The following is a 19,002-nucleotide window of genomic DNA, read 5'->3' as shown; positions in this document are numbered from 1 at the left end:
GGCTGGGTCAGACCATCATCAGCAGCACGGCGACGAAAATGCTGCCGGCGGAGAAGGTCATGGTCCGAGACGACCAGGTGTTGAACCAACGTTGAAAGCTGGCCAAATCGCGGGTCAGTTTGGTGTCCTGGCGGGTCCAGGACTGTTGATCAAGGCGGAAGAACACGTAGATCTTCACCAGCGCGCCCATGATCTGGTTGTAATAGAGAATCAACGGGTACGCCGGGCCGATCTTGTGGCCGGAGCACGACAGCAACAGGGTCAGGATCAGGCGGGTGATACCGATCCACAGCAGGTACGCGAGGATGAATGCGCCGCCGTATTTGAACGTGGCGATGATCGCCACGGTCAGGCCGAGCAAGGAAGTCCACATCGATACGCGCTGGTCGAACAGCACCACGCTGGTGAACAGACCCAGGCGGCCAACACCCAGGCCGAGCGCGCGGGAGTTCTGGCGCAGGTTGTTGCCGTACCAGCGGAACATCAGCTTGCGGCTGGCCTTGATAAAGCTTTTTTCCGGCGGGTGTTCCACCGTATTGATCGCGGCGTCCGGCACGTAGAAGGTGTCGTAGCCCAGGCGCATCAGGCTGAACCAGCTCGACTTGTCATCGCCGGTCAAAAACTTGAAGCGGCCCAGGCGCCAGTGTTGCAGCGAGTCGCTTTCCACGTCGGCGATAAAGCCCGGGTCGGTGACCACGCTGGCACGGAATACGGACATGCGCCCGGTCATGGTCAGCACGCGCTTGGACAGGGCCATGGAGCACATGTTGATGTGGCGCTGGGCGAAGCGCAGCTTGTGCCACTCGCTCATGATGTAGCCGCCGCGTACTTCACAGAATTCGTTGGTGGTGAGGCCGCCGACATTGCCGAACAGTTGGAACCACGGCACGGTCTTGCGCACTACACCTTCGGCGAGCACGGTGTCGCCATCGATCACGGCAACCACTGCGCGGTCGTCCGGCAGGTGGCGGGAGATAGCGCGGAAGCCAAAGGCCAGGCCGTCGCGTTTGCCGGTGCCGGCGATGCGCACGAAGTCGAGCTTTACGCGCTCCGGCGGGTTCATGCGTTCCCACAGGCTTTTCACCAGCAGCTCATCGGACATTTCCACCAGCGAGCACACCACGGTGGTCGGGAAACCACACTCGATGGCCTCGCGAATCACCGAGCTGTAGACCTGCGCGGTGGTCAGCGCGTCGATACGGAAACTGGTGACCATCAGGAACACATGGGACGGGTCGGCAGCCTTGCCCAGCTTGCGCACTTTGCGGCGCAAGTGCGGGTAGACCACGTACAGGAACAGCATGCCGCGAAAGAAATGCGTAGCACCCATCGAGTAGCGCCAGATACCGACGGCGCCAATCAGGAAAATAAAATTCTTCGACTGCGAGTCGAACGTACTCGCCGGCAACAGCAGGGCGAGCCCCATCAGCAGGCTGAGGAAGAACAACCAGCCGGCCGATTGCAGTAATACATGTTTTAACTTGGACATAAGCGTCATCCGGAAGGGAAGGAGGCTTCAGGCTGCACGCGCTGGGGATGAAGACACGTGCAACCCGAAACTTGCCGTCGCTGTTACCAGCAAATGCCTTCGGTACGGCCACTGACACTGGTGGCCTGGGACATGAAGCCCACCAAGTCGATCACCTGTTTGCCGTGGGGAGCGTTGTGCGCCAGGGCACGGAATTTCTCGTCACGGTTGCCGAGGATGATCACATCGGAGTTGTTGATTACGTCGTCGAAGTCGGAGTTGAGCAGCGACGACACATGCGGGATCTTGCCTTCGATGTAGTCCTTGTTCGCGCCGTGGACACGGGCGTATTCGACGTTGCTGTCGTAGATGCTCAGGTCAAAGCCCTTGCCGATCAGCATTTCCGCGAGTTCCACCAGCGGGCTTTCGCGCAGGTCGTCGGTGCCGGCCTTGAAGCTCAGGCCCAGCAGGGCGACTTTGCGTTTGTCGTGGCCGGCGACGATATCGAAGGCGTTCTGCACCTGGGATTCGTTACTGCGCATCAGCGAGTTGAGCAACGGCGCTTCCACGTCCAGCGAGCTGGCGCGGTAGGTGAGGGCGCGTACGTCTTTGGGCAGGCATGAGCCGCCGAAGGCGAAACCTGGGCGCATGTAGTACTGGGACAGGTTGAGGGTCTTGTCCTGGCACACCACTTCCATCACTTCACGACCATCGACGCCGACGGCCTTGGCGATGTTGCCGATTTCGTTGGCGAAGGTGACCTTGGTGGCGTGCCACACGTTGCAGGTGTACTTGATCATCTCGGCGACCGCGATGTCCTTGCGGATGATCGGCGCGTCGAGTTCTTCGTACAGCGACTGCAGGACATCGCCGGAAGCTTTGTCGAATTCACCGATGACGGTCATCGGCGGCAGGTCGTAGTCGGCGATGGCGGTGGATTCACGCAGGAACTCAGGGTTCACCGCCACGCCGAAGTCGACACCGGCTTTTTTGCCGGAGCAATCTTCCAGGATCGGGATCACCACATTGGCCACGGTGCCCGGCAATACGGTGCTGCGCACCACAATGGTGTGGCGGGTGGTTTTGTCACGCAGGACAAAACCGATCTCGCGGCATACCGCTTCGATGTAGTTGAGCTCCAGGTCGCCGTTCTTCTTGCTCGGCGTGCCCACGCAAATCATCGACAGGTCGGTATCGCGGATGGCGTCGGCGAAGTTGGTAGTGCCACGCAGTCGACCGTTTGCGATGCCTTGGCTCAACAGTTCGCCCAGACCCGGCTCAACGATCGGCGATTTACCCGCGTTGATCAGGTCGATCTTATCCTTGGAGATGTCTACGCCGACCACTTCATGGCCACGGGCAGACAGGCAACCGGCACAGACTGCGCCAACGTAACCCAAACCAAATATGCTGATGCGCATCGCAATTACCTCGTTGTTTAATACAGGCCATTAGATGGCTGGAGTTCATGTTTGCAAGCGTCACTGATGCCGCGAAAGTTAGGCGAATAGACGCCGACTTACCGCGTGCAGGCATGTTTAATGACGAGTGACTAATAAGTGCACCCAAGGTGTGCGCAACGTGGCCTTGTTATTGGAGCTTGCCCTGAAATGCAGCCGGCCTTCCTGGGAGAAGGGCCTGGCGTCAGTGCCGCAGGGCCTTGATAGAGGCTGATAGCCTTTAAATATCAATGCCTTGGGTTGTATCACTGACCCATTAGGGGAAGCTTGGCCTTGGCCTTATAGTGTGTGGCAATTCATCCTTGTTGCCGCTATCAATTAATCAATGGGTAATATGACTCCTGAGTCAAAGTTGAAATATGACAACTTTGCTACTTCCGTGGGTTGGTCATGTAAGTCATCTCTTACAGCAACAGAGAATTTCGTTACCGGTGGTATGAGCGGTGCTTCAGGGTGAAGTTCCTGGCCGCTCATCCTGTTTTCGGAAATTTCTTGAAATATTAGAAAAGATGGCACTGGTACTATATTGATAGCACTTGCTATTTGGGCGAGTGGTTATGGGGAGTTGAAGAGAGGGGATAGTTTTATGCCACTAGTGTTTGAAAAAAATAGTGCCACTACGAAAAAAAATGACGAATGTCGAGTGAAAGATTCGTTAGGAATCTGCCCGCTGATTTTTTGGCGCCAAACAAATGACGATTCGGGGCGTGAAATGCAGACAAAACTGTGGGAGCGGGCTTGCTCGCGAATGCGGTGTATCAGTCAGAGTATCTATTACTGACAGACCGCATTCGCGAGCAAGCCCGCTCCCACATTGGATCTTTAGTGTCGCTGGGGACGTATCAGGGCCCTATTCCGGTGCGTGATCGCGCAGAAACACCAAATTATCCGGCTTGGACTGTTCGGCATTGAAGCGGTAACCCTGCACATCAAACGCTTTGAGCTTGGCAGGATCATTGATGCGCTCTTCAATCACAAAACGGCTCATCATGCCCCGCGCCTTTTTGGCGTAGAAGCTGATGATCTTGTACTGGCCGTTCTTCAGGTCCTTGAACTCGGTGTTGATGATGCGTGCGTTCAGGGCAGTGCGCTTGACCGCCGAGAAGTACTCGTTGGAGGCCAGGTTGAGCAGCACGTCGTCGCCTTGTTCGGCCAGCGCTTCATTGAGCCATTCGCTGATGCGCGTGCCCCAGAAGGCATAGAGGTCTTTGCCGCGAGCGTTGGGCAGCTTGGTGCCCATCTCCAGGCGGTACGGCATCATCAGGTCCAGCGGACGCAGCAGGCCGTAGAGGCCCGAAAGCATGCGCAGGTGGTCCTGGGCGTAGCTGAAATCGGCATCGCTGAAGGTCTCGGCATTCAGGCCGGTGTAGACGTCGCCCTTGAACGCCAGCAGCGCCTGCTTGGCATTGGCCGGCGTGAAGGCCGGGGTCCAACTGCCGAAACGGGCGGCATTGAGGCCACCGATTTTATCGGAGACGTGCATCAACTCGCTGATTTGCGCCGGGCTCAATTCGCGCAATTGTTCGATCAGCTCCTGGGAGTGGTCGAGGTATTGCGGCTGGGTGAAGCGTGGGGTTGCCGGCTTTGACTCGAAGTCGAGGGTTTTGGCGGGGGAAATCACCATCAGCATGAAGTTGGCTCCTGTAATCGTGGCAGGGATTCTAGGGGGTTGAGTGGTTTGACTCCACCTATGATGGCGATAGGCACGATCCGCTATGATGGGCGGTAACTCTGGAGAGGGAGACCCTGCGTGCGCCTAGCACTATTATTGTCAGCCTGCTTACTGTGCCTGAACGCCAGCGCCGCGCCGGTGGATGTCGCCAGCCTGGACCGCAGCACCTGGCCGGAAAAGCTCAGCAGCCCGGCGCTGTTCGACGTCGCCTCACGCGCTGAGATCCTGATGTTCGCCCATGGCTTGCTGGCCAGCGAAGCCCAGGACGAAATTGCCCTGAAGCAGCGCCTGGGCCTGAAGATCATTAACCTGGCCGCCATCGACGACCTGCGTCGCCAGCTCTGGCAGCGCTTGCTGGAAAACTACACGGCCGCCCAGCAAAGCTGCGAAGAGGACGCCTCGTTCTGCTACCTGGTGGAAAACATGGACGACCTGCGCGAGCAGGCCGGCAAGTTCCAGGTCAGCGATAACTCCTTCTATATAGGCTGGGCCGGCCCCAGCCATAACTTCCATGAGCGCTACCTGGACGAACTGCTGCGCAAAGCCGCGCTGTTCCCGCAGATCAGCAGCGAGGTGCTGCGCTTTGGTGACCACGAACGCAATGGCGACGAGTTCAACGACCGCCTGTTCCTGCTGACCTTCGACGGCGGCCCGGCGCCGGTCAGCGGCAATACCGACTGGCTCACCGACTACCTGCGCAAGCAGAAGATGAACGCCATGTTCTTCGCCCTTGGCAGCAGTTTGCAAACCCGTGTGGAGCGCAGTTCTGCCAATGACGTGCAGGCGTTGTACCAAGGCCAGTGTGTGGGCACGCAGGGTTGGCAATACCGCTCCCACAGCCATTGGGTCGACTGGCAAAGCTCAATTACCCGCAGCGCTGCGTTGGTGCAGAACCTGATGCCGGAAAACTATGTGCCGCTGTTTCGCCCGCCCTATGGCCAGCGCCGTGCCGACAGCCAGGGCTTTTTCCAATCTCAGGGGTTGCAGGTGGCGTTGTGGGACATCGACTCCCAGGACGAACCGGGCAAACTCAAGGCCGATGAGTCGGCGCAACGGGTGCTGACGTTGATGCTGTTGTGGCGCAAAGGCGTGATTGTGTTTCACGACACCCAGGACAAGGCGCGGGTGGCATTGCCGATGTTATTGCAGGCAACGGCGCAAAGTGGTTTGGGGTGGCAGGACTGCCGGGAGGCATTTCGCTGAAGTGCCCGGCCCTGTTAGGGATGGGGGATTTCAGGGGTGATTTTGTGCGGCATTTCGATGCAGGCGGACTTCCGACTTTAACGGGGTCACTGGCACTCGGCTAGTGCTATTCGTCATCCTGAAAAATAAACTTCAAAAAAGCGTCAAAGTGCTTTTTCCTGTCATGGGTTTTGCGGTATTACGAAGTCAGATCGCCGAACCCTGCAACACAGGTGGCGTCTTCCAAGACTCCTCATGTGGGCACTGCACTTGACGTCACTCAGGTGCAGTCGGTGGTCGAATCGAGGCGCAGCACCGCCCAGGTATTGCGTCGAATGGCTCCCACAAAGGTGACCGAGTATGGATGATCATGGACGTAACCCTTCTTCCGACCAGCCAATCCTTTATGTGCTTGATACCAACGTATTGATCCACGATCCAAACGCACTGCTTAACTTCGAAGAACACCACGTCGCCATCCCGATGATCGTGCTTGAGGAACTCGACAAACTCAAAAGCGGACACCACAGCGTGGCCGCCGAATGCCGGCAGGCGATCCGCCTGATCGACAAGACCCTGGGTGAAGCCTCGCCCGAGGACGTTGAAGTCGGCGTGCCGATCCAGCGTGGCAAAAGCGGGCCGAAGGGCTTGCTGTCGATTCTGATGAGCAAGCGCAGCGAGCCCAACAGCCTGCTGCCGGAAAACCTCAACGACAACAAAATCATCAACCAATTGATCGACCTGCACGCGCGCGACAAGGACCTGCGCCTGGTGCTGGTGACCAAAGACATCAATATGCGCCTCAAGGCACGAGCGTGTGGGATCGCTGCCGAGGACTACAGTACCGACCAGCTCGTCGACGATGTGTCGATGCTGTCGCGCGGTTATCACACCGTGACCGGCTCCTTCTGGGACCTGGTCAGCAAGGTCGAAACCCGCCAGGACCATGGCCGCACCTGGCACCAGGTACAGCTGATCGACAACCTGCCGGCCGTTCACATCAACGAATTCATTATCGACGAACAGGGGTTTGTGGGCTGGATCAAAGAGATCCAGGTCGACAAGCTGCTGATCCTCGACCTGCATCAGGAACCCCTGTTGCACCAGGAAGCCTGGGGCCTGAAACCGCGTGATATCTACCAGAGCCTGGCGCTATATGCGCTGCTCGACCCGGACATTCACTTGGTCAACCTGACCGGCGCCGCAGGTTCGGGTAAAACCATCCTTGCACTGGCAGCCGCCATCGAGCAGACCATGGTGACCAAGCGTTATCGCCGCATCATCGCCACCCGCAGCGTGCAGGGCCTGGACCAGGAGATCGGCTTTCTGCCCGGCACCGAAGCGGAAAAAATGGAACCGTGGCTGGGGGCGATCACCGACAACCTCGAAGCCTTGCACATGGATGACGAAAACACCCATGGCAGCGTCGATTACATCCTCAGCAAAGTGCCGTTGCAGTTCAAATCCCTCAACTACATCCGAGGCCGCAGCTTCCAGCAAAGCCTGATTTTGATCGATGAATGCCAGAACCTCACACCGCACCAGATGAAAACCATCATCACCCGTGCCGGCGCCGGTTCCAAAGTGGTGTGCCTGGGCAACCTGGCACAGATCGACACCCCTTACCTGTCCGCGACCAGCTCCGGGCTGACCTACCTGACGGAACGCTTCAAAGACTTCCCGAACGGCGTGCACATCGCGCTGCAAGGGGTACCACGTTCGATTCTGGCCGAGTACGCCGAATCCCATCTGTAATCGCCCATGCTGTAGTTAGTGGCTAAATGCCACAAAACACCCCGGATTTCTCGCGAAATTCGGGGTTTTTGCTATGGGCGACATTTGTCTTCGTTAATGCGTCCTGGGTGCTTGTCGCCTTTGTAATTATTTTGTTACATTTTTTATCGCGGAAAACTATAAGAAAACTGCGTAACCCGTCGGAACGCGATCGCTTTGATTCGACACCTTATTGAAGACCCGGCGTTGGTCTTCCGCGTGATCCTGCCTATTACAAAAAGCCCGATACATCGCTCATTGACGAAGCACATATCCAAAGGGAAAGGAAAATGGACGCAGCAGGTAATGGCTTCACTTTGTCGCAAAAACGCAAGCGCGCTACAGACTCCAGATCGATACCTCTTACACCCATCGCATTTGGCTTGGCCTTGTGGCTGGGCCAAGGCTCCATGGCCTGGGCGGATGACGCCAACCCCTACACCTCGCCAGTGCTGGAGTCGGCTTTCCGGAAAGCCGTCGCCTCGTTTGGCCCCAATACCGAGGTGTATAAAAACCTGCGGTTTGCCTACGCCGATATCGTCGACCTGGCCGCCAAGGACTTTGCCGCACAGTCCGGCAAGTTCGATTCGGCTCTCAAGCAAAACTACGAGCTGCAACCGGAAAACCTCACCATTGGCGCCATGCTCGGCGATACCAAACGCCCGCTGGACTACGCCTCGCGCCTGGATTACTACCGCAGCCGGCTGTTCAGCAACAGCGGGCGCTATACCACCAATATTCTAGACTTCTCCAAGGCCATTATCGCCAACCTGCCGGCGGCCAAGCCCTACACCTACGTAGAGCCGGGTGTGAGCAGCAACCTCAACGCGCAACTGAATGCCGGCCAATCCTGGGCTGGCGCCACCCGTGACTGGAGCGCCAACGCGCAAACCTGGAAAACCCCCGAAGCCCAGGTCAACTCCGGCCTGGATCGCACCAACGCGTACTACGCCTATGCCTTGGGCATGACCGGCAAGGGTGTGAACGTCGGTGTGCTTGACTCGGGCATCCTCACTGAACACTTCGAATTCCAGGGCAAGAATGCCCAGGGCCAGGACCGTGTGCAGGCAGTGACCTCCACCGGCGAGTACTACGCCACCCACCCGCGTTACCTTCATGACACGCCGGACGGCGAGTTCCAAAAAGGCGAGCACTTCAGTATTTCCGGCGAGTACGACCCGACCATCAACGACGGTCACGGCACAGAGATGTCCGGCGTACTGGGCGCCAGCCGCAACGGCACCGGCATGCATGGCATTGCGTTTGACGCGAATATTTTTGTCGCCAATACCGGCGGCACTGACGACAACCGTTTCCAGGGCTCCAACGACCTGGACTACAACGCGTTCATGGCCAGCTACAACGCGCTGGCGGCCAAGAACGTGTCGATCGTCAACCAGAGCTGGGGGCAGAATTCGCGCAATGACGTGGAGAACCACTTCGGCAACGTAGGCGACAGCGCTGCCGACAACCTGCGCGACATGACCGCTGCCTATCGCCCGTTCTGGGACAAGGCCCACGCCGGGCAGAAAACCTGGATGGACGCCATGGCCGACGCCGCGCGGCAAAACACCTTTATCCAGATTATCTCGGCGGGCAACGACAGCCACGGCGCCAACCCGGACACCAACGCCAACCTGCCGTTTTTCAAGCCGGATATCGAGAGCAAATTCCTCTCGATCACTGGCTACGACGAAACCAGCGCCCAAGTCTACAACCGCTGCGGCACGTCGAAGTGGTGGTGTGTGATGGGCGTTTCGGGCATTCCGTCCACCGGGCCTGAAGGGGAAATCATCCCCAATGCCAACGGCACCTCGGCGGCTGCGCCGAGCGTCTCCGGGGCGCTGGCGCTGGTGATACAGCGCTTCCCTTACATGACCGCCAGCCAGGCCCGGGATGTGTTGTTGACCACCTCCAGCCTGCAGGCGCCGGACGGTCCCGATACGCCGGTGGGCGACCTGACCGGTGGCCGCACCTACGACAACCTGCAGCCGGTGCACGACGCCGCGCCGGGCACGCCGCAAGTGCCGGGCGTGGTCAGCGGTTGGGGCTTGCCCAACCTGCAAAAAGCCATGCAAGGGCCGGGGCAGTTCCTCGGTTCGGTGGCGGTGGCATTGCCCACTGGTACGCGTGATATCTGGGCCAACCCGATTTCCGATGAAGCGATCCGCGCCCGCCGTGTGGAAGACACCGCCGAACAAGCCACCTGGGCCGCCACCAAGCAACAGAAAGGCTGGGTCAACGGCTTGCCCGCCAATGCCTCTGACGATGACCAGTTTGCATACGAAATCGGCCACGCCCGGGAACAGGCGACGCTGGCACGCGGCAAGGATTTGCTCACCGGCACGACCTACGTCGGCAGCCTGGCCAAGTCCGGCGACGGCGAACTGGTGCTCGAAGGCCAGAACACCTATTCGGGCAGCACCTGGGTACGCGGCGGCAAGCTGTCGGTAGACGGCTCGTTGACCTCCGCCGTGACCGTGGATGGCAGCGCGGTGGGCACCCGCAATGCGGATAACGGCGTACTGACCACGTTGGGCGGCACACTGGCCGGTAACGGCACGGTCGGCGCCTTGACCGTGAACACGGGCGGGCGCGTGGCACCGGGCCATTCGATCGGCACGCTGCACACCGGCGACGTGACCTTCAACCCTGGCTCTGTATATGCCGTGGAAGTCGGCCCGAACGGGCAAAGCGATCAGATCCAGAGCAGCGGCGTCGCCACCCTCAACGGTGGTGTGGTGACCGTGTCCCTGGAAAACAGCCCGAACCTGCTGTCTGCCACTGAGGCCCGTAGCCTGGTGGGCCAGCAGTTCAATATCCTGACGGCCAGCCAGGGTATCAATGGCCAGTTTGCCGCGATTACGCCCAATTACCTGTTTATTGGCACGCAGTTGAGCTACCAGCCGAACCAACTGAGCCTGGCGGTGGCGCGTAACCAGACGACCTTTGCCAGCATTGCGCAAACCCGCAACGAACGCGCCGTGGCGACGGCGGCCGAAGCCTTGGGCGCGGGTAGCCCAGTGTATGAAAGCCTGCTGGCCTCAGACTCGGCGGCCCAGGCGCAGGCCGCATTCAAGCAGCTCTCGGGGCAACTGCACTCGGACGTGGCTGCAGCGCAAATGGCCGACAGCCGTTACATTCGTGAAGCGGTCAACGGCCGTCTGCAACAGGCTCAGGCGCTGGATTCCAGCGCGCAGATCGACACCCACGACAACGGCGGCTGGGTACAGCTGCTGGGTGGGCGCAATAACGTCAGCGGTGACAACAACGCCAGTGGCTACTCGTCGTCCACCAGTGGCGTGCTGCTGGGCCTGGACACCGAGGTCGGCGACGGCTGGCGTGTGGGTGCTGCCACTGGCTACACCCAGAGCCATCTCAATGGCGAGTCGGCATCGGCAGACAGCGACAACTATCACCTGTCGGTCTACGGCGGCAAACGCTTCGACACTATCGCTCTGCGCATGGGCGGCGCCACCACTTGGCACCGTATCGACAGCTCGCGCCGCGTGGCTTACGCCAACCAGTCGGATTACGACAAGGCTGACTACAACGCGCGCACTGATCAGGTGTTTGCCGAGATCGGTTACACCCAATGGAACCAGTTCGAACCCTTCGCCAACCTGACCTACCTCAACTACCAGAGCGATTCGTTCAAGGAAAAAGGCGGCGCCGCAGCCTTGCATGCCAGCAAGCAAAGTCAGGACGCCACGCTGTCTACCGTGGGCCTGCGCGCGCATACCCAACTGCCGGTCAGCTCGACCTCGGCGGTGACGTTGCGCGGTGAGTTGGGCTGGGAGCATCAGTTTGGCGACACCGATCGCGACGCCTCGCTGAAGTTTGCCGGCAGCGACAACGCATTTGCGGTCAACAGTGTGCCGGTGGCCCGCGATGGCGCGGTGATCAAGGCCAGTGCGGAAATGGCCCTGACCAAGGACACGCTGGTGTCGTTGAACTACAGCGGTTTGCTTTCCAACCGGGGTAACAACAACGGGATCAACGCCGGGTTTACTTTCCGGTTCTAACGCAAGCGTTGGTTTTTGAAGGGGGCGCTTTGCGCCCCTTTTTTCATGGGATAAACAGCCCTGCGCAAAATTGACTCACAGGTTTACAATTGCCGCTCCTGATCAGGAGTATCCCTGTGCTGACTCATCTCGATTCCCAAGGTCGCGCCCACATGGTCGACGTCACTGACAAAGCCGTGACGTTCCGTGAAGCCGTGGCCGAAGCGCGGGTGCGCATGTTGCCCGACACCCTGAAAATGATTGTCGACGGCGCCCACCCCAAGGGCGACGTGTTTGCCGTGGCCCGCATCGCCGGGATCCAGGCGGCGAAAAAAACCAGTGACCTGATCCCGCTGTGCCATCCACTGATGCTCACCAGCGTCAAGGTCGAACTGCGCGCCGATGGCGTGGACGCTGTATATATCCTGGCGCGCTGCAAACTCAGCGGCCAGACCGGCGTGGAGATGGAAGCGCTGACCGCGGCCAGCGTCGCCGCGCTGACGATCTACGACATGTGCAAGGCCGTGGACCGTGGCATGACCATCGAAAGTATTCGCCTGCTGGAAAAGCTTGGCGGCAAAAGCGGGCATTTCAAGGCGGACCAGGCATGAGCATCAATGTATTGTTTTTTGCGCGTTACGCCGAAGCGACAGGCCTTGACTCGCTGGAGATGGAAGGCGAGTTTGCAACCGTTGAAGAGGTGCGCCTGGCGTTGGTTGGTGATCCGGAATTTGCAGTGCTCGACGAAAGCAGCCTGATGTGCGCGCGTAACGAGGAGCTGTGCGGCCTCGACGAGCCGGTGCAGGCCGGTGATGAAGTGGCGTTTTTCCCGCCCGTGACCGGAGGCTGAGCATGGCCATACGCGTACAGGCCGAGGCATTCGACCCCGGCGCAGAGGTCAACGCCATGCACGCCGCCAATGTGGGCGTGGGTGCGGTGGTGAGTTTTGTCGGTTATGTACGCGACTTCAATGACGGTCGCGATGTGTCCGGGATGTTCCTTGAGCACTATCCCGGCATGACCGAAAAAGCCTTGGCCAAGATCACTGTGGAAGCCGAGCAGCGCTGGCCGTTGCTCAAGCTGGAAGTGCTGCACCGCATTGGCGCGCTGGAGCCGGGCGAGCCCATCGTGTTTGTCGCAGCAGCCAGCGCCCATCGCCAGGCGGCGTTTGATGCCTGTGCGTTTGTGATGGATTACTTGAAGACGCGGGCGCCGTTCTGGAAGAAAGAAAACACGCCCGAGGGGCCACGTTGGGTGGAAGGGCGCGGCAGTGATCACGCGGCGGCGGATCGCTGGAAGTAAACACCTGCTAAAGATCGATAGAGATCCAAATGTGGGAGCAGGGCTTGTGTGGGAGCTGGCTTGCCTGCGATAGCATCACCTCGGTGCAACTGAAAAACCGAGGAGCCTGTATCGCAGGCAAGCCAGCTCCCACACAAGCCAGCTCCCACATTTCCTACTGTATTCCAGCTTAAGGACGTTTGCGCTCAACAGCCCGCAACAGGTGCGTCGGCGGCGTCTCGCAGCTGATCTTGCGCCCCAGCAACGTCTCGATCGACGGCAACTGATACGAATCATCCTCGCCCGCAAAGCTGATCGACACACCCGCAGCCCCGGCACGGCCCGTACGGCCAATGCGGTGCACGTAGTCGTCCGGCACTTCCGGCAACGTGAAGTTGATCACGTGGCTGATGCCATCGATGTGAATCCCGCGCCCGGCCACGTCGGTGGCCACCAGCACGCGGATCTTGCCTTCGCGGAAACCTTCCAGGGTCTTGATGCGCTTGTGTTGCGGCACATCGCCAGACAGTTGCGCGGCGTTGACGCCATCACGCACCAGGCGTTCTTCGATGCGGCGCACTTCGTCCTTGCGGTTGGCGAACACCATCACGCGCTCCCAACCGTTGTCGTTGACCAGATTGTAAAGCAGCTTGTACTTGTCGGCCCCGGCCACGGCATAGATGTGTTGCTCAACGTTTTCGCTGGCTACGTTCAGCGCTTCGATCTCGACGATGGACGGGTCGGTGGTCCACTGCTTGGCGAGGTTCATCACGTCTTCGGTGAAGGTCGCGGAGAACAGCAGGGTCTGACGCTCGTTTTTCGGCGGGGTCTGGCGAATGATCTGACGCACTTGCGGGATAAAGCCCATGTCGAGCATGCGGTCGGCTTCGTCCAGCACCATCACTTCAACCATGTCCAAATGCACGTCGCCGCGCTGGTTGAAGTCGAGCAAGCGGCCCGGCGTGGCCACCAGGATGTCGCAGTGACGCGCTTCCAGGTGCTTGAGCTGCTTGTCGAAGTCCATGCCACCCACGAACGTCATGACGTTGAGGCCGGTGTACTTGGTCAGGTCGGCGGCGTCCTTGGCGATCTGCACCACCAGCTCGCGGGTCGGGGCGATAATCAGTGCGCGCGGCTCACCCATATAGCGCTCTTTGGGCGGCGGCGTTTGCAGCAGTTGGGTGATGATCGAGACCAGGAACGCGGCGGTCTTGCCGGTACCGGTCTGCGCGCGGCCGATGGCGTCTTTGCCGGCGAGGGTGAAGCCCAGCACCTGCGCCTGGATCGGCGTGCAGTACGGGAAGCCCAGGTCCTGGATGGCGTGCATCAGTTCCGGGGCCAGTTTGAAGTCATGGAAGCGGGTCTTGCCTTCCTGGGGCTCGACCACGAAGTCTTCGAGTTTCCACGGGGTCACGGGCGGCTTCGGTGCTCGTTCACGACGCGGCGCTTTCGGCGCCGGCGCGGGGGCTGCCTCGACAGGTTGGGCCTGTTCGGGCGCGGTCACCTTCGGCTTCTGCGGCTGTGCGGCAGGTACGGTCCGGGCCGGCTGTTGGCCGTCATTGCGGCTGCCGGAGGAGGGCACAGGAGCACTGGGAACTGGCGCGAGCGGCTCAGCCTCGCTTTTGCCGAACATCTTCTTAAGTGCTTTGAGCACGGTGATCTCATTAATTGGTTAAGGAATGTACGCCGGCCAGTGTAATGCAAGAAACGGGCGCGGCGTAGTGCGTCTGTCATACAGCTACATAAACGCTGGTGTTCAACCCAGGCGGGCGGCCAACCAGGCACCGATATCGCGTATCTCTTCGGGTAACACTTCGTGACCCATTGGGTATTCCTGCCATGTCACGGTGACACCACGGCTCTTTAAGTGCTCGTAGGCGCTGCGGCCCATGGCGTTCTGCACCACGTCGTCGTATTGGCCGTGCAGGCACAGCGCTGGAATGCGCTGCTGGCTGGCGGACAACTCCAGCTCATCGCCGAAGGTCGGTGCATACGTCGAGAGGGCGATCACGCCGCCCAGAGGTCCCTGCCATTTCATAAACGCAGTGTGGAATACCACCGCGCCGCCTTGGGAAAACCCGGCAAGGAAAATTCGCGAAGCGTCTATTCCGGTTCTCTTCTGATCTTCGATCAAGTCGGTGACCATTTTTGAAGATTCTTCCAACTCTTCCAGGCTGATCGATCGGGCCGGGCTCATCGCCTTGATGTCGTACCAACTCGGCATCTCGTAACCGCCATTAATGGTTACCGCGCGCGTCGGTGCCTGGGGCAAAACGAAGCGGGTGCTCAGCAAGCTTTCCTGCAGCGCTTCGGCCACCGGCAAAAAATCGTAGCGATCGGCACCCAGGCCATGCAACCAGATAACGCAGGCGTCTGCGGGCTTGGCGGGCTGAAGAATCAAGGGTTCGGTCATGTCTGCTCCATATATGTGCGTGCGCTCCGATTGGGTGCGTCGGAACGGTGCGCGACGGGTTGATCTGTTAAGAGAATGTCGCAACGTTGAATGTTTTGCTATTGACCATGGGCTGAAACGACTCAGCCACCACTCTGGTACGCGCCTTGCTATGTGTAGGTCGATGTCAGAACTATCTTGGGACGGTAACACTATCAGTGACTGCCGCTTGTGGGATAGCAACTGGAATTACCGCGAAAACCTCATGCCGCTTGACCCCAAAAAAAGCCAACACGGGTCGATATCGCCTCATAAGGGTGCGCTGAGGTTCGAGCTCCGACACAACAAGAGCAACTGGAGGTTTGAATGAAGGTATTGAAATCCACCCTGGCCATCGTATCCGCGGCCGCTGTACTGGGTGTCAGTGGTTTTGCCCAAGCTGGCGCCACCCTGGACGCCGTGCAGAAGAAAGGCTTTGTGCAATGTGGCGTGAGTGATGGCTTGCCGGGTTTCTCGGTGCCGGATGCCAGCGGCAAGATCCTCGGGATCGACGCTGACGTTTGCCGCGCTGTGGCCGCTGCCGTGTTCGGTGACGCAACCAAGGTCAAATTCAGCCAGTTGAACGCCAAGGAGCGTTTCACCGCGCTGCAGTCCGGCGAAGTCGACGTACTGTCGCGCAACACCACGATGACCAGTTCGCGCGATGCGGGCATGGGCCTGAAATTCCCAGGCTTTATCACCTATTACGACGGTGTTGGCTTCCTGGTAAACAACAAGCTGGGCGTTAAAAGCGCCAAGGAACTGGACGGTGCAACTATCTGCATCCAGGCCGGTACCACCACTGAGCTGAACGTTTCCGACTACTTCCGCGCCAACAACCTCAAATACACGCCAATCACCTTCGACACCTCCGATGAAAGCGCCAAGTCGCTGGAATCCGGTCGTTGCGACGTGCTGACCTCGGATAAGTCCCAGCTCTACGCACAGCGCAGCAAACTGGCTTCGCCGAAAGACTACGTGGTTCTGCCGGAGACCATCTCCAAAGAACCACTGGGCCCGGTCGTGCGTAACGGCGACGACGAGTGGCTGGCCATCGTGCGCTGGGTTGGCTACGCCATGCTCAACGCTGAAGAAGCCGGCATCACCTCTAAAAACGTTGAAGCTGAAGCCAAGTCCACCAAGAACCCGGACGTTGCTCGTCTGCTCGGTTCCGACGGCGAATACGGCAAAGACCTGAAAGTGAAAAAAGATTGGGTTGTACAGATCGTCAAGCAAGTCGGTAACTACGGTGAAGTGTTCGAGCGCAACCTGGGCAAGAGCACCCCGCTGGAAATCGACCGTGGCCTAAACGCACTGTGGACCAACGGTGGCATTCAATACGCACCACCTGTGCGCTGATCGCTGATGGTTCTATCACCCGGTGGGCCAACCACCGGGTGATGTTCTGTTCCATTCTTTCCGGGGCACTTCATGCAAAATCAAATCGGCGCACCCAAGCAGAAGCTCAGCTTCAGCGACCCTAAAGTGCGTGCGTGGCTCTTCCAGATCATCACAATTGTGGCGGTCGTCGCGCTGGGCTGGTACCTCTTCAACAATACGCAGACCAACCTGCAACACCGGGGTATCACCTCGGGTTTCGACTTTCTTGAGCGCAGTGCCGGCTTCGGCATCGCTCAGCATCTGATCGACTACACCGAATCGGACAGCTATGCCCGCGTCTTTGTAATCGGGCTGCTTAACACCTTGCTGGTGACTGTGATCGGTGTGGTCCTGGCGACTCTCCTGGGCTTCATCATCGGCGTGGCGCGCTTGTCGCCCAACTGGATGATCAACAAGCTGGCGACGGTGTATGTGGAAGTGTTCCGCAACATTCCGCCGCTGCTGCAAATCCTGTTCTGGTACTTCGCGGTATTCCTGACCATGCCGGGGCCGCGCAACAGCCATAATTTCGGTGACACTTTCTTCGTCAGCAGCCGTGGCCTGAACATGCCGGCGGCGCTGGCTGCCGATGGGTTCTGGCCGTTTGTGGCCAGTGTGGTGGTTGCCATTGTGGCAATCGTGCTGATGGCGCGCTGGGCCAACAAGCGCTTTGAGGCCACCGGTGTGCCGTTCCATAAGTTCTGGGCGGGCCTGGCGCTGCTCATTGTGATCCCGGCATTGTGTGCCTTGTTCTTCGGCGCGCCGCTGCACTGGGAAATGCCCAAGTTGCAGGGCTTTAACTTTGTCGGCGGCTGGGTACTGATCCCTGAACTGCTGGCGCTGACCCTGGCGCTTACCGTGTACACGGCGGCGTTTATTGCCGAGATCGTGCGCTCGGGCATCAAGTCCGTCAGCCACGGCCAGACCGAAGCCGCACGCTCCCTGGGCCTGCGCCCTGGGCCGACGCTGCGCAAGGTCATCATCCCGCAAGCCTTGCGGGTGATCATTCCGCCGCTGACCAGCCAATACCTGAACCTGGCGAAAAACTCCTCGCTGGCCGCCGGTATCGGTTACCCGGAAATGGTTTCGCTGTTTGCCGGCACGGTGCTCAACCAGACCGGCCAGGCCATCGAAGTCATTGCCATCACCATGAGCGTGTACCTGGCGATCAGCATCAGCATTTCCCTGCTGATGAACTGGTACAACAAGCGCATTGCGCTGATCGAGCGGTGAGGAAACGCACATGAGTTCGCATACTTTCAAACCCGATATGCCGCCACCGAACAAAGTCTTCGGACCGATGGCCTGGATGCGCGCCAACCTGTTTTCCAGCTGGCTCAACACCTTGCTGACGCTGTTGGCGTTCTACCTGATTTACCTGATCGTGCCGCCCATCCTGCACTGGGCCATCCTGGATGCCAACTGGGTCGGGACCACGCGCGCCGATTGCACCAAAGAGGGCGCCTGCTGGGTGTTTATCCAACAGCGCTTCGGACAGTTCATGTATGGCTACTACCCCGGCGACCTGCGCTGGCGCGTAGACCTGACCGTGTGGCTGGCCATCGTGGGTGTGGCGCCGTTGTTTATCTCGCGGTTTCAACGCAAGGCGGTCTATGGCCTGGGTTTCCTGGTGCTGTACCCGATCATCGCCTACTGCCTGCTGCATGGTGGGGTTCTGGGCCTGACCAACGTGGCCACCAGCCAGTGGGGCGGCTTGATGCTGACCCTGGTGATCGCCACTGTCGGTATCGCTGGCGCCTTGCCGTTGGGCATTGTGCTGGCGCTGGGGCGGCGTTCGAACATGCCGGCGATTCGGGTGGTCTGCGTGACCTTCATCGAGTTCTGGCGCGGCGTGCCATTGATCACCGTACTGTTTATGTCCTCGGTGATGCTGCCGCTGTTCCTGCCCGAAGGCATGGGCATCGACAAGCTGCTGCGTGCCTTGATCGGCGTGATCCTGTTCCAGTCGGCCTATGTGGCCGAAGTGGTGCGCGGTGGCTTGCAGGCGATTCCCAAGGGGCAGTACGAAGCGGCTGCAGCGATGGGCCTGGGGTACTGGCGCAGCATGGGGCTGGTGATTCTGCCCCAGGCGCTGAAGATGGTAATCCCCGGCATCGTCAACACGTTTATCGCGCTGTTCAAGGACACGAGCCTTGTGATCATCATCGGCCTGTTCGACCTGCTCAACAGCGTCAAGCAAGCCGCCGCCGACCCTAAATGGTTGGGCATGGCCACTGAAGGCTACGTGTTCGCCGCCCTGGTGTTCTGGATTTTCTGTTTTGGTATGTCGCGCTATTCCATTCATTTGGAACACAAGCTCGACACTGGCCACAAGCGTTAGGAGTTGTTGT

General features: G+C 59.3%; 14 protein-coding genes. 9 read left to right on the top strand and 5 right to left on the bottom strand.

From position 1 onward, the window contains the following. Positions 1-7: 7 nt before the first annotated feature. The 3 genes from alg8 to yaaA all read right to left on the bottom strand — a co-directional run bounded on the left by alg8 (position 8) and on the right by yaaA (position 4,558). Entirely contained in the window at positions 8-1,489 is a 1,482-nt protein-coding gene (gene alg8 / locus FFI16_RS21545) for a mannuronan synthase (protein ID WP_178112699.1), read from the bottom strand. 83 nt (positions 1,490-1,572) lie between these two features. Next, on the bottom strand, positions 1,573-2,889 hold the full coding sequence (locus tag FFI16_RS21540) for a nucleotide sugar dehydrogenase (protein ID WP_099548423.1): 1,317 nt from the start codon (positions 2,887-2,889) through the stop codon (positions 1,573-1,575). Positions 2,890-3,778: 889 nt separating this feature from the next. Beyond that, positions 3,779-4,558 carry a peroxide stress protein YaaA gene (gene yaaA / locus FFI16_RS21535; RefSeq protein ID WP_138816755.1) on the bottom strand — a complete coding sequence of 260 codons (780 nt, stop codon included), beginning with the start codon at positions 4,556-4,558 and terminating at the stop codon, positions 3,779-3,781. Between the two features lie 120 nt (positions 4,559-4,678). On the opposite strand from yaaA, the gene FFI16_RS21530 reads away from it, so the two are divergent. The 6 genes from FFI16_RS21530 to moaE all read left to right on the top strand — a co-directional run bounded on the left by FFI16_RS21530 (position 4,679) and on the right by moaE (position 12,861). After that, the gene (locus FFI16_RS21530; RefSeq protein ID WP_138816754.1) at positions 4,679-5,803 is read left to right on the top strand and encodes a polysaccharide deacetylase family protein; all 1,125 of its coding nucleotides are present in this window, start codon (positions 4,679-4,681) and stop codon (positions 5,801-5,803) included. A 339-nt stretch (positions 5,804-6,142) separates the two neighbouring features. After that, complete coding sequence (locus FFI16_RS21525) at positions 6,143-7,537, top strand: PhoH family protein (RefSeq protein WP_012722339.1); 1,395 nt, start codon at positions 6,143-6,145, stop codon at positions 7,535-7,537. Between the two features lie 308 nt (positions 7,538-7,845). Continuing rightward, positions 7,846-11,580, top strand: a complete 3,735-nt coding sequence (locus FFI16_RS21520) for an autotransporter domain-containing protein (protein ID WP_138816753.1) — start codon at positions 7,846-7,848, stop codon at positions 11,578-11,580. A 116-nt stretch (positions 11,581-11,696) separates the two neighbouring features. Next, positions 11,697-12,170 carry a cyclic pyranopterin monophosphate synthase MoaC gene (gene moaC, locus FFI16_RS21515; RefSeq protein ID WP_138816752.1) on the top strand — a complete coding sequence of 158 codons (474 nt, stop codon included), beginning with the start codon at positions 11,697-11,699 and terminating at the stop codon, positions 12,168-12,170. Further along, positions 12,167-12,409 carry a molybdopterin converting factor subunit 1 gene (moaD, locus tag FFI16_RS21510; RefSeq protein ID WP_138816751.1) on the top strand — a complete coding sequence of 81 codons (243 nt, stop codon included), beginning with the start codon at positions 12,167-12,169 and terminating at the stop codon, positions 12,407-12,409. Before moaC ends, moaD begins: the two co-directional genes overlap by 4 nt. A gap of 2 nt (positions 12,410-12,411) precedes the next feature. Then, on the top strand, positions 12,412-12,861 hold the full coding sequence (gene moaE / locus FFI16_RS21505; protein WP_123714677.1) for a molybdopterin synthase catalytic subunit MoaE: 450 nt from the start codon (positions 12,412-12,414) through the stop codon (positions 12,859-12,861). Between the two features lie 169 nt (positions 12,862-13,030). On the opposite strand, the gene rhlB is transcribed toward moaE, so the two are convergent. Next, the gene (gene rhlB, locus FFI16_RS21500; RefSeq protein WP_178112747.1) at positions 13,031-14,500 is read right to left on the bottom strand and encodes an ATP-dependent RNA helicase RhlB; all 1,470 of its coding nucleotides are present in this window, start codon (positions 14,498-14,500) and stop codon (positions 13,031-13,033) included. 96 nt (positions 14,501-14,596) lie between these two features. Continuing rightward, positions 14,597-15,253: an alpha/beta hydrolase gene (locus FFI16_RS21495; protein ID WP_138816749.1), complete on the bottom strand. Its 657-nt coding sequence runs from the start codon at positions 15,251-15,253 to the stop codon at positions 14,597-14,599. Between the two features lie 345 nt (positions 15,254-15,598). On the opposite strand from FFI16_RS21495, the gene FFI16_RS21490 reads away from it, so the two are divergent. The 3 genes from FFI16_RS21490 (at position 15,599) to FFI16_RS21480 (ending at position 18,992) form a co-directional block, all read left to right on the top strand. After that, positions 15,599-16,630, top strand: coding sequence for an amino acid ABC transporter substrate-binding protein (locus tag FFI16_RS21490; protein ID WP_017135202.1), 1,032 nt, complete (start codon positions 15,599-15,601; stop codon positions 16,628-16,630). A 72-nt stretch (positions 16,631-16,702) separates the two neighbouring features. Continuing rightward, on the top strand, positions 16,703-17,884 hold the full coding sequence (locus FFI16_RS21485; RefSeq protein WP_138816748.1) for an amino acid ABC transporter permease: 1,182 nt from the start codon (positions 16,703-16,705) through the stop codon (positions 17,882-17,884). Positions 17,885-17,894: 10 nt separating this feature from the next. Then, positions 17,895-18,992 (top strand): amino acid ABC transporter permease, encoded by a 1,098-nt coding sequence (locus tag FFI16_RS21480; protein WP_138816747.1) that lies wholly within the window; start codon positions 17,895-17,897, stop codon positions 18,990-18,992. Positions 18,993-19,002: the final 10 nt, after the last annotated feature.

Source organism: Pseudomonas sp. KBS0710 (assembly GCF_005938045.2).
Lineage (GTDB): Bacteria > Pseudomonadota > Gammaproteobacteria > Pseudomonadales > Pseudomonadaceae > Aquipseudomonas.
The sequence above is the reverse complement of the archived record's forward strand: the minus strand, read 5'-3'. Positions and strand labels throughout refer to the sequence as shown.

Excerpts from the sequence above, each read along its gene's own strand:
- FFI16_RS21485 (WP_138816748.1), top strand. The coding sequence starts at position 16,703 with ATGCAAAATCAAATCGGCGCACCCAAGCAGAAGCTCAGCTTCAGCGAC.
- FFI16_RS21525 (WP_012722339.1), top strand. The coding sequence starts at position 6,143 with ATGGATGATCATGGACGTAACCCTTCTTCCGACCAGCCAATCCTTTAT.
- FFI16_RS21540 (WP_099548423.1), bottom strand. The coding sequence starts at position 2,889 with ATGCGCATCAGCATATTTGGTTTGGGTTACGTTGGCGCAGTCTGTGCC.
- yaaA (WP_138816755.1), bottom strand. The coding sequence starts at position 4,558 with ATGCTGATGGTGATTTCCCCCGCCAAAACCCTCGACTTCGAGTCAAAG.
- FFI16_RS21495 (WP_138816749.1), bottom strand. The coding sequence starts at position 15,253 with ATGACCGAACCCTTGATTCTTCAGCCCGCCAAGCCCGCAGACGCCTGC.
- FFI16_RS21480 (WP_138816747.1), top strand. The coding sequence starts at position 17,895 with ATGAGTTCGCATACTTTCAAACCCGATATGCCGCCACCGAACAAAGTC.
- moaE (WP_123714677.1), top strand. The coding sequence starts at position 12,412 with ATGGCCATACGCGTACAGGCCGAGGCATTCGACCCCGGCGCAGAGGTC.
- FFI16_RS21520 (WP_138816753.1), top strand. The coding sequence starts at position 7,846 with ATGGACGCAGCAGGTAATGGCTTCACTTTGTCGCAAAAACGCAAGCGC.
- alg8 (WP_178112699.1), bottom strand. The coding sequence starts at position 1,489 with ATGTCCAAGTTAAAACATGTATTACTGCAATCGGCCGGCTGGTTGTTC.
- FFI16_RS21490 (WP_017135202.1), top strand. The coding sequence starts at position 15,599 with ATGAAGGTATTGAAATCCACCCTGGCCATCGTATCCGCGGCCGCTGTA.
- moaD (WP_138816751.1), top strand. The coding sequence starts at position 12,167 with ATGAGCATCAATGTATTGTTTTTTGCGCGTTACGCCGAAGCGACAGGC.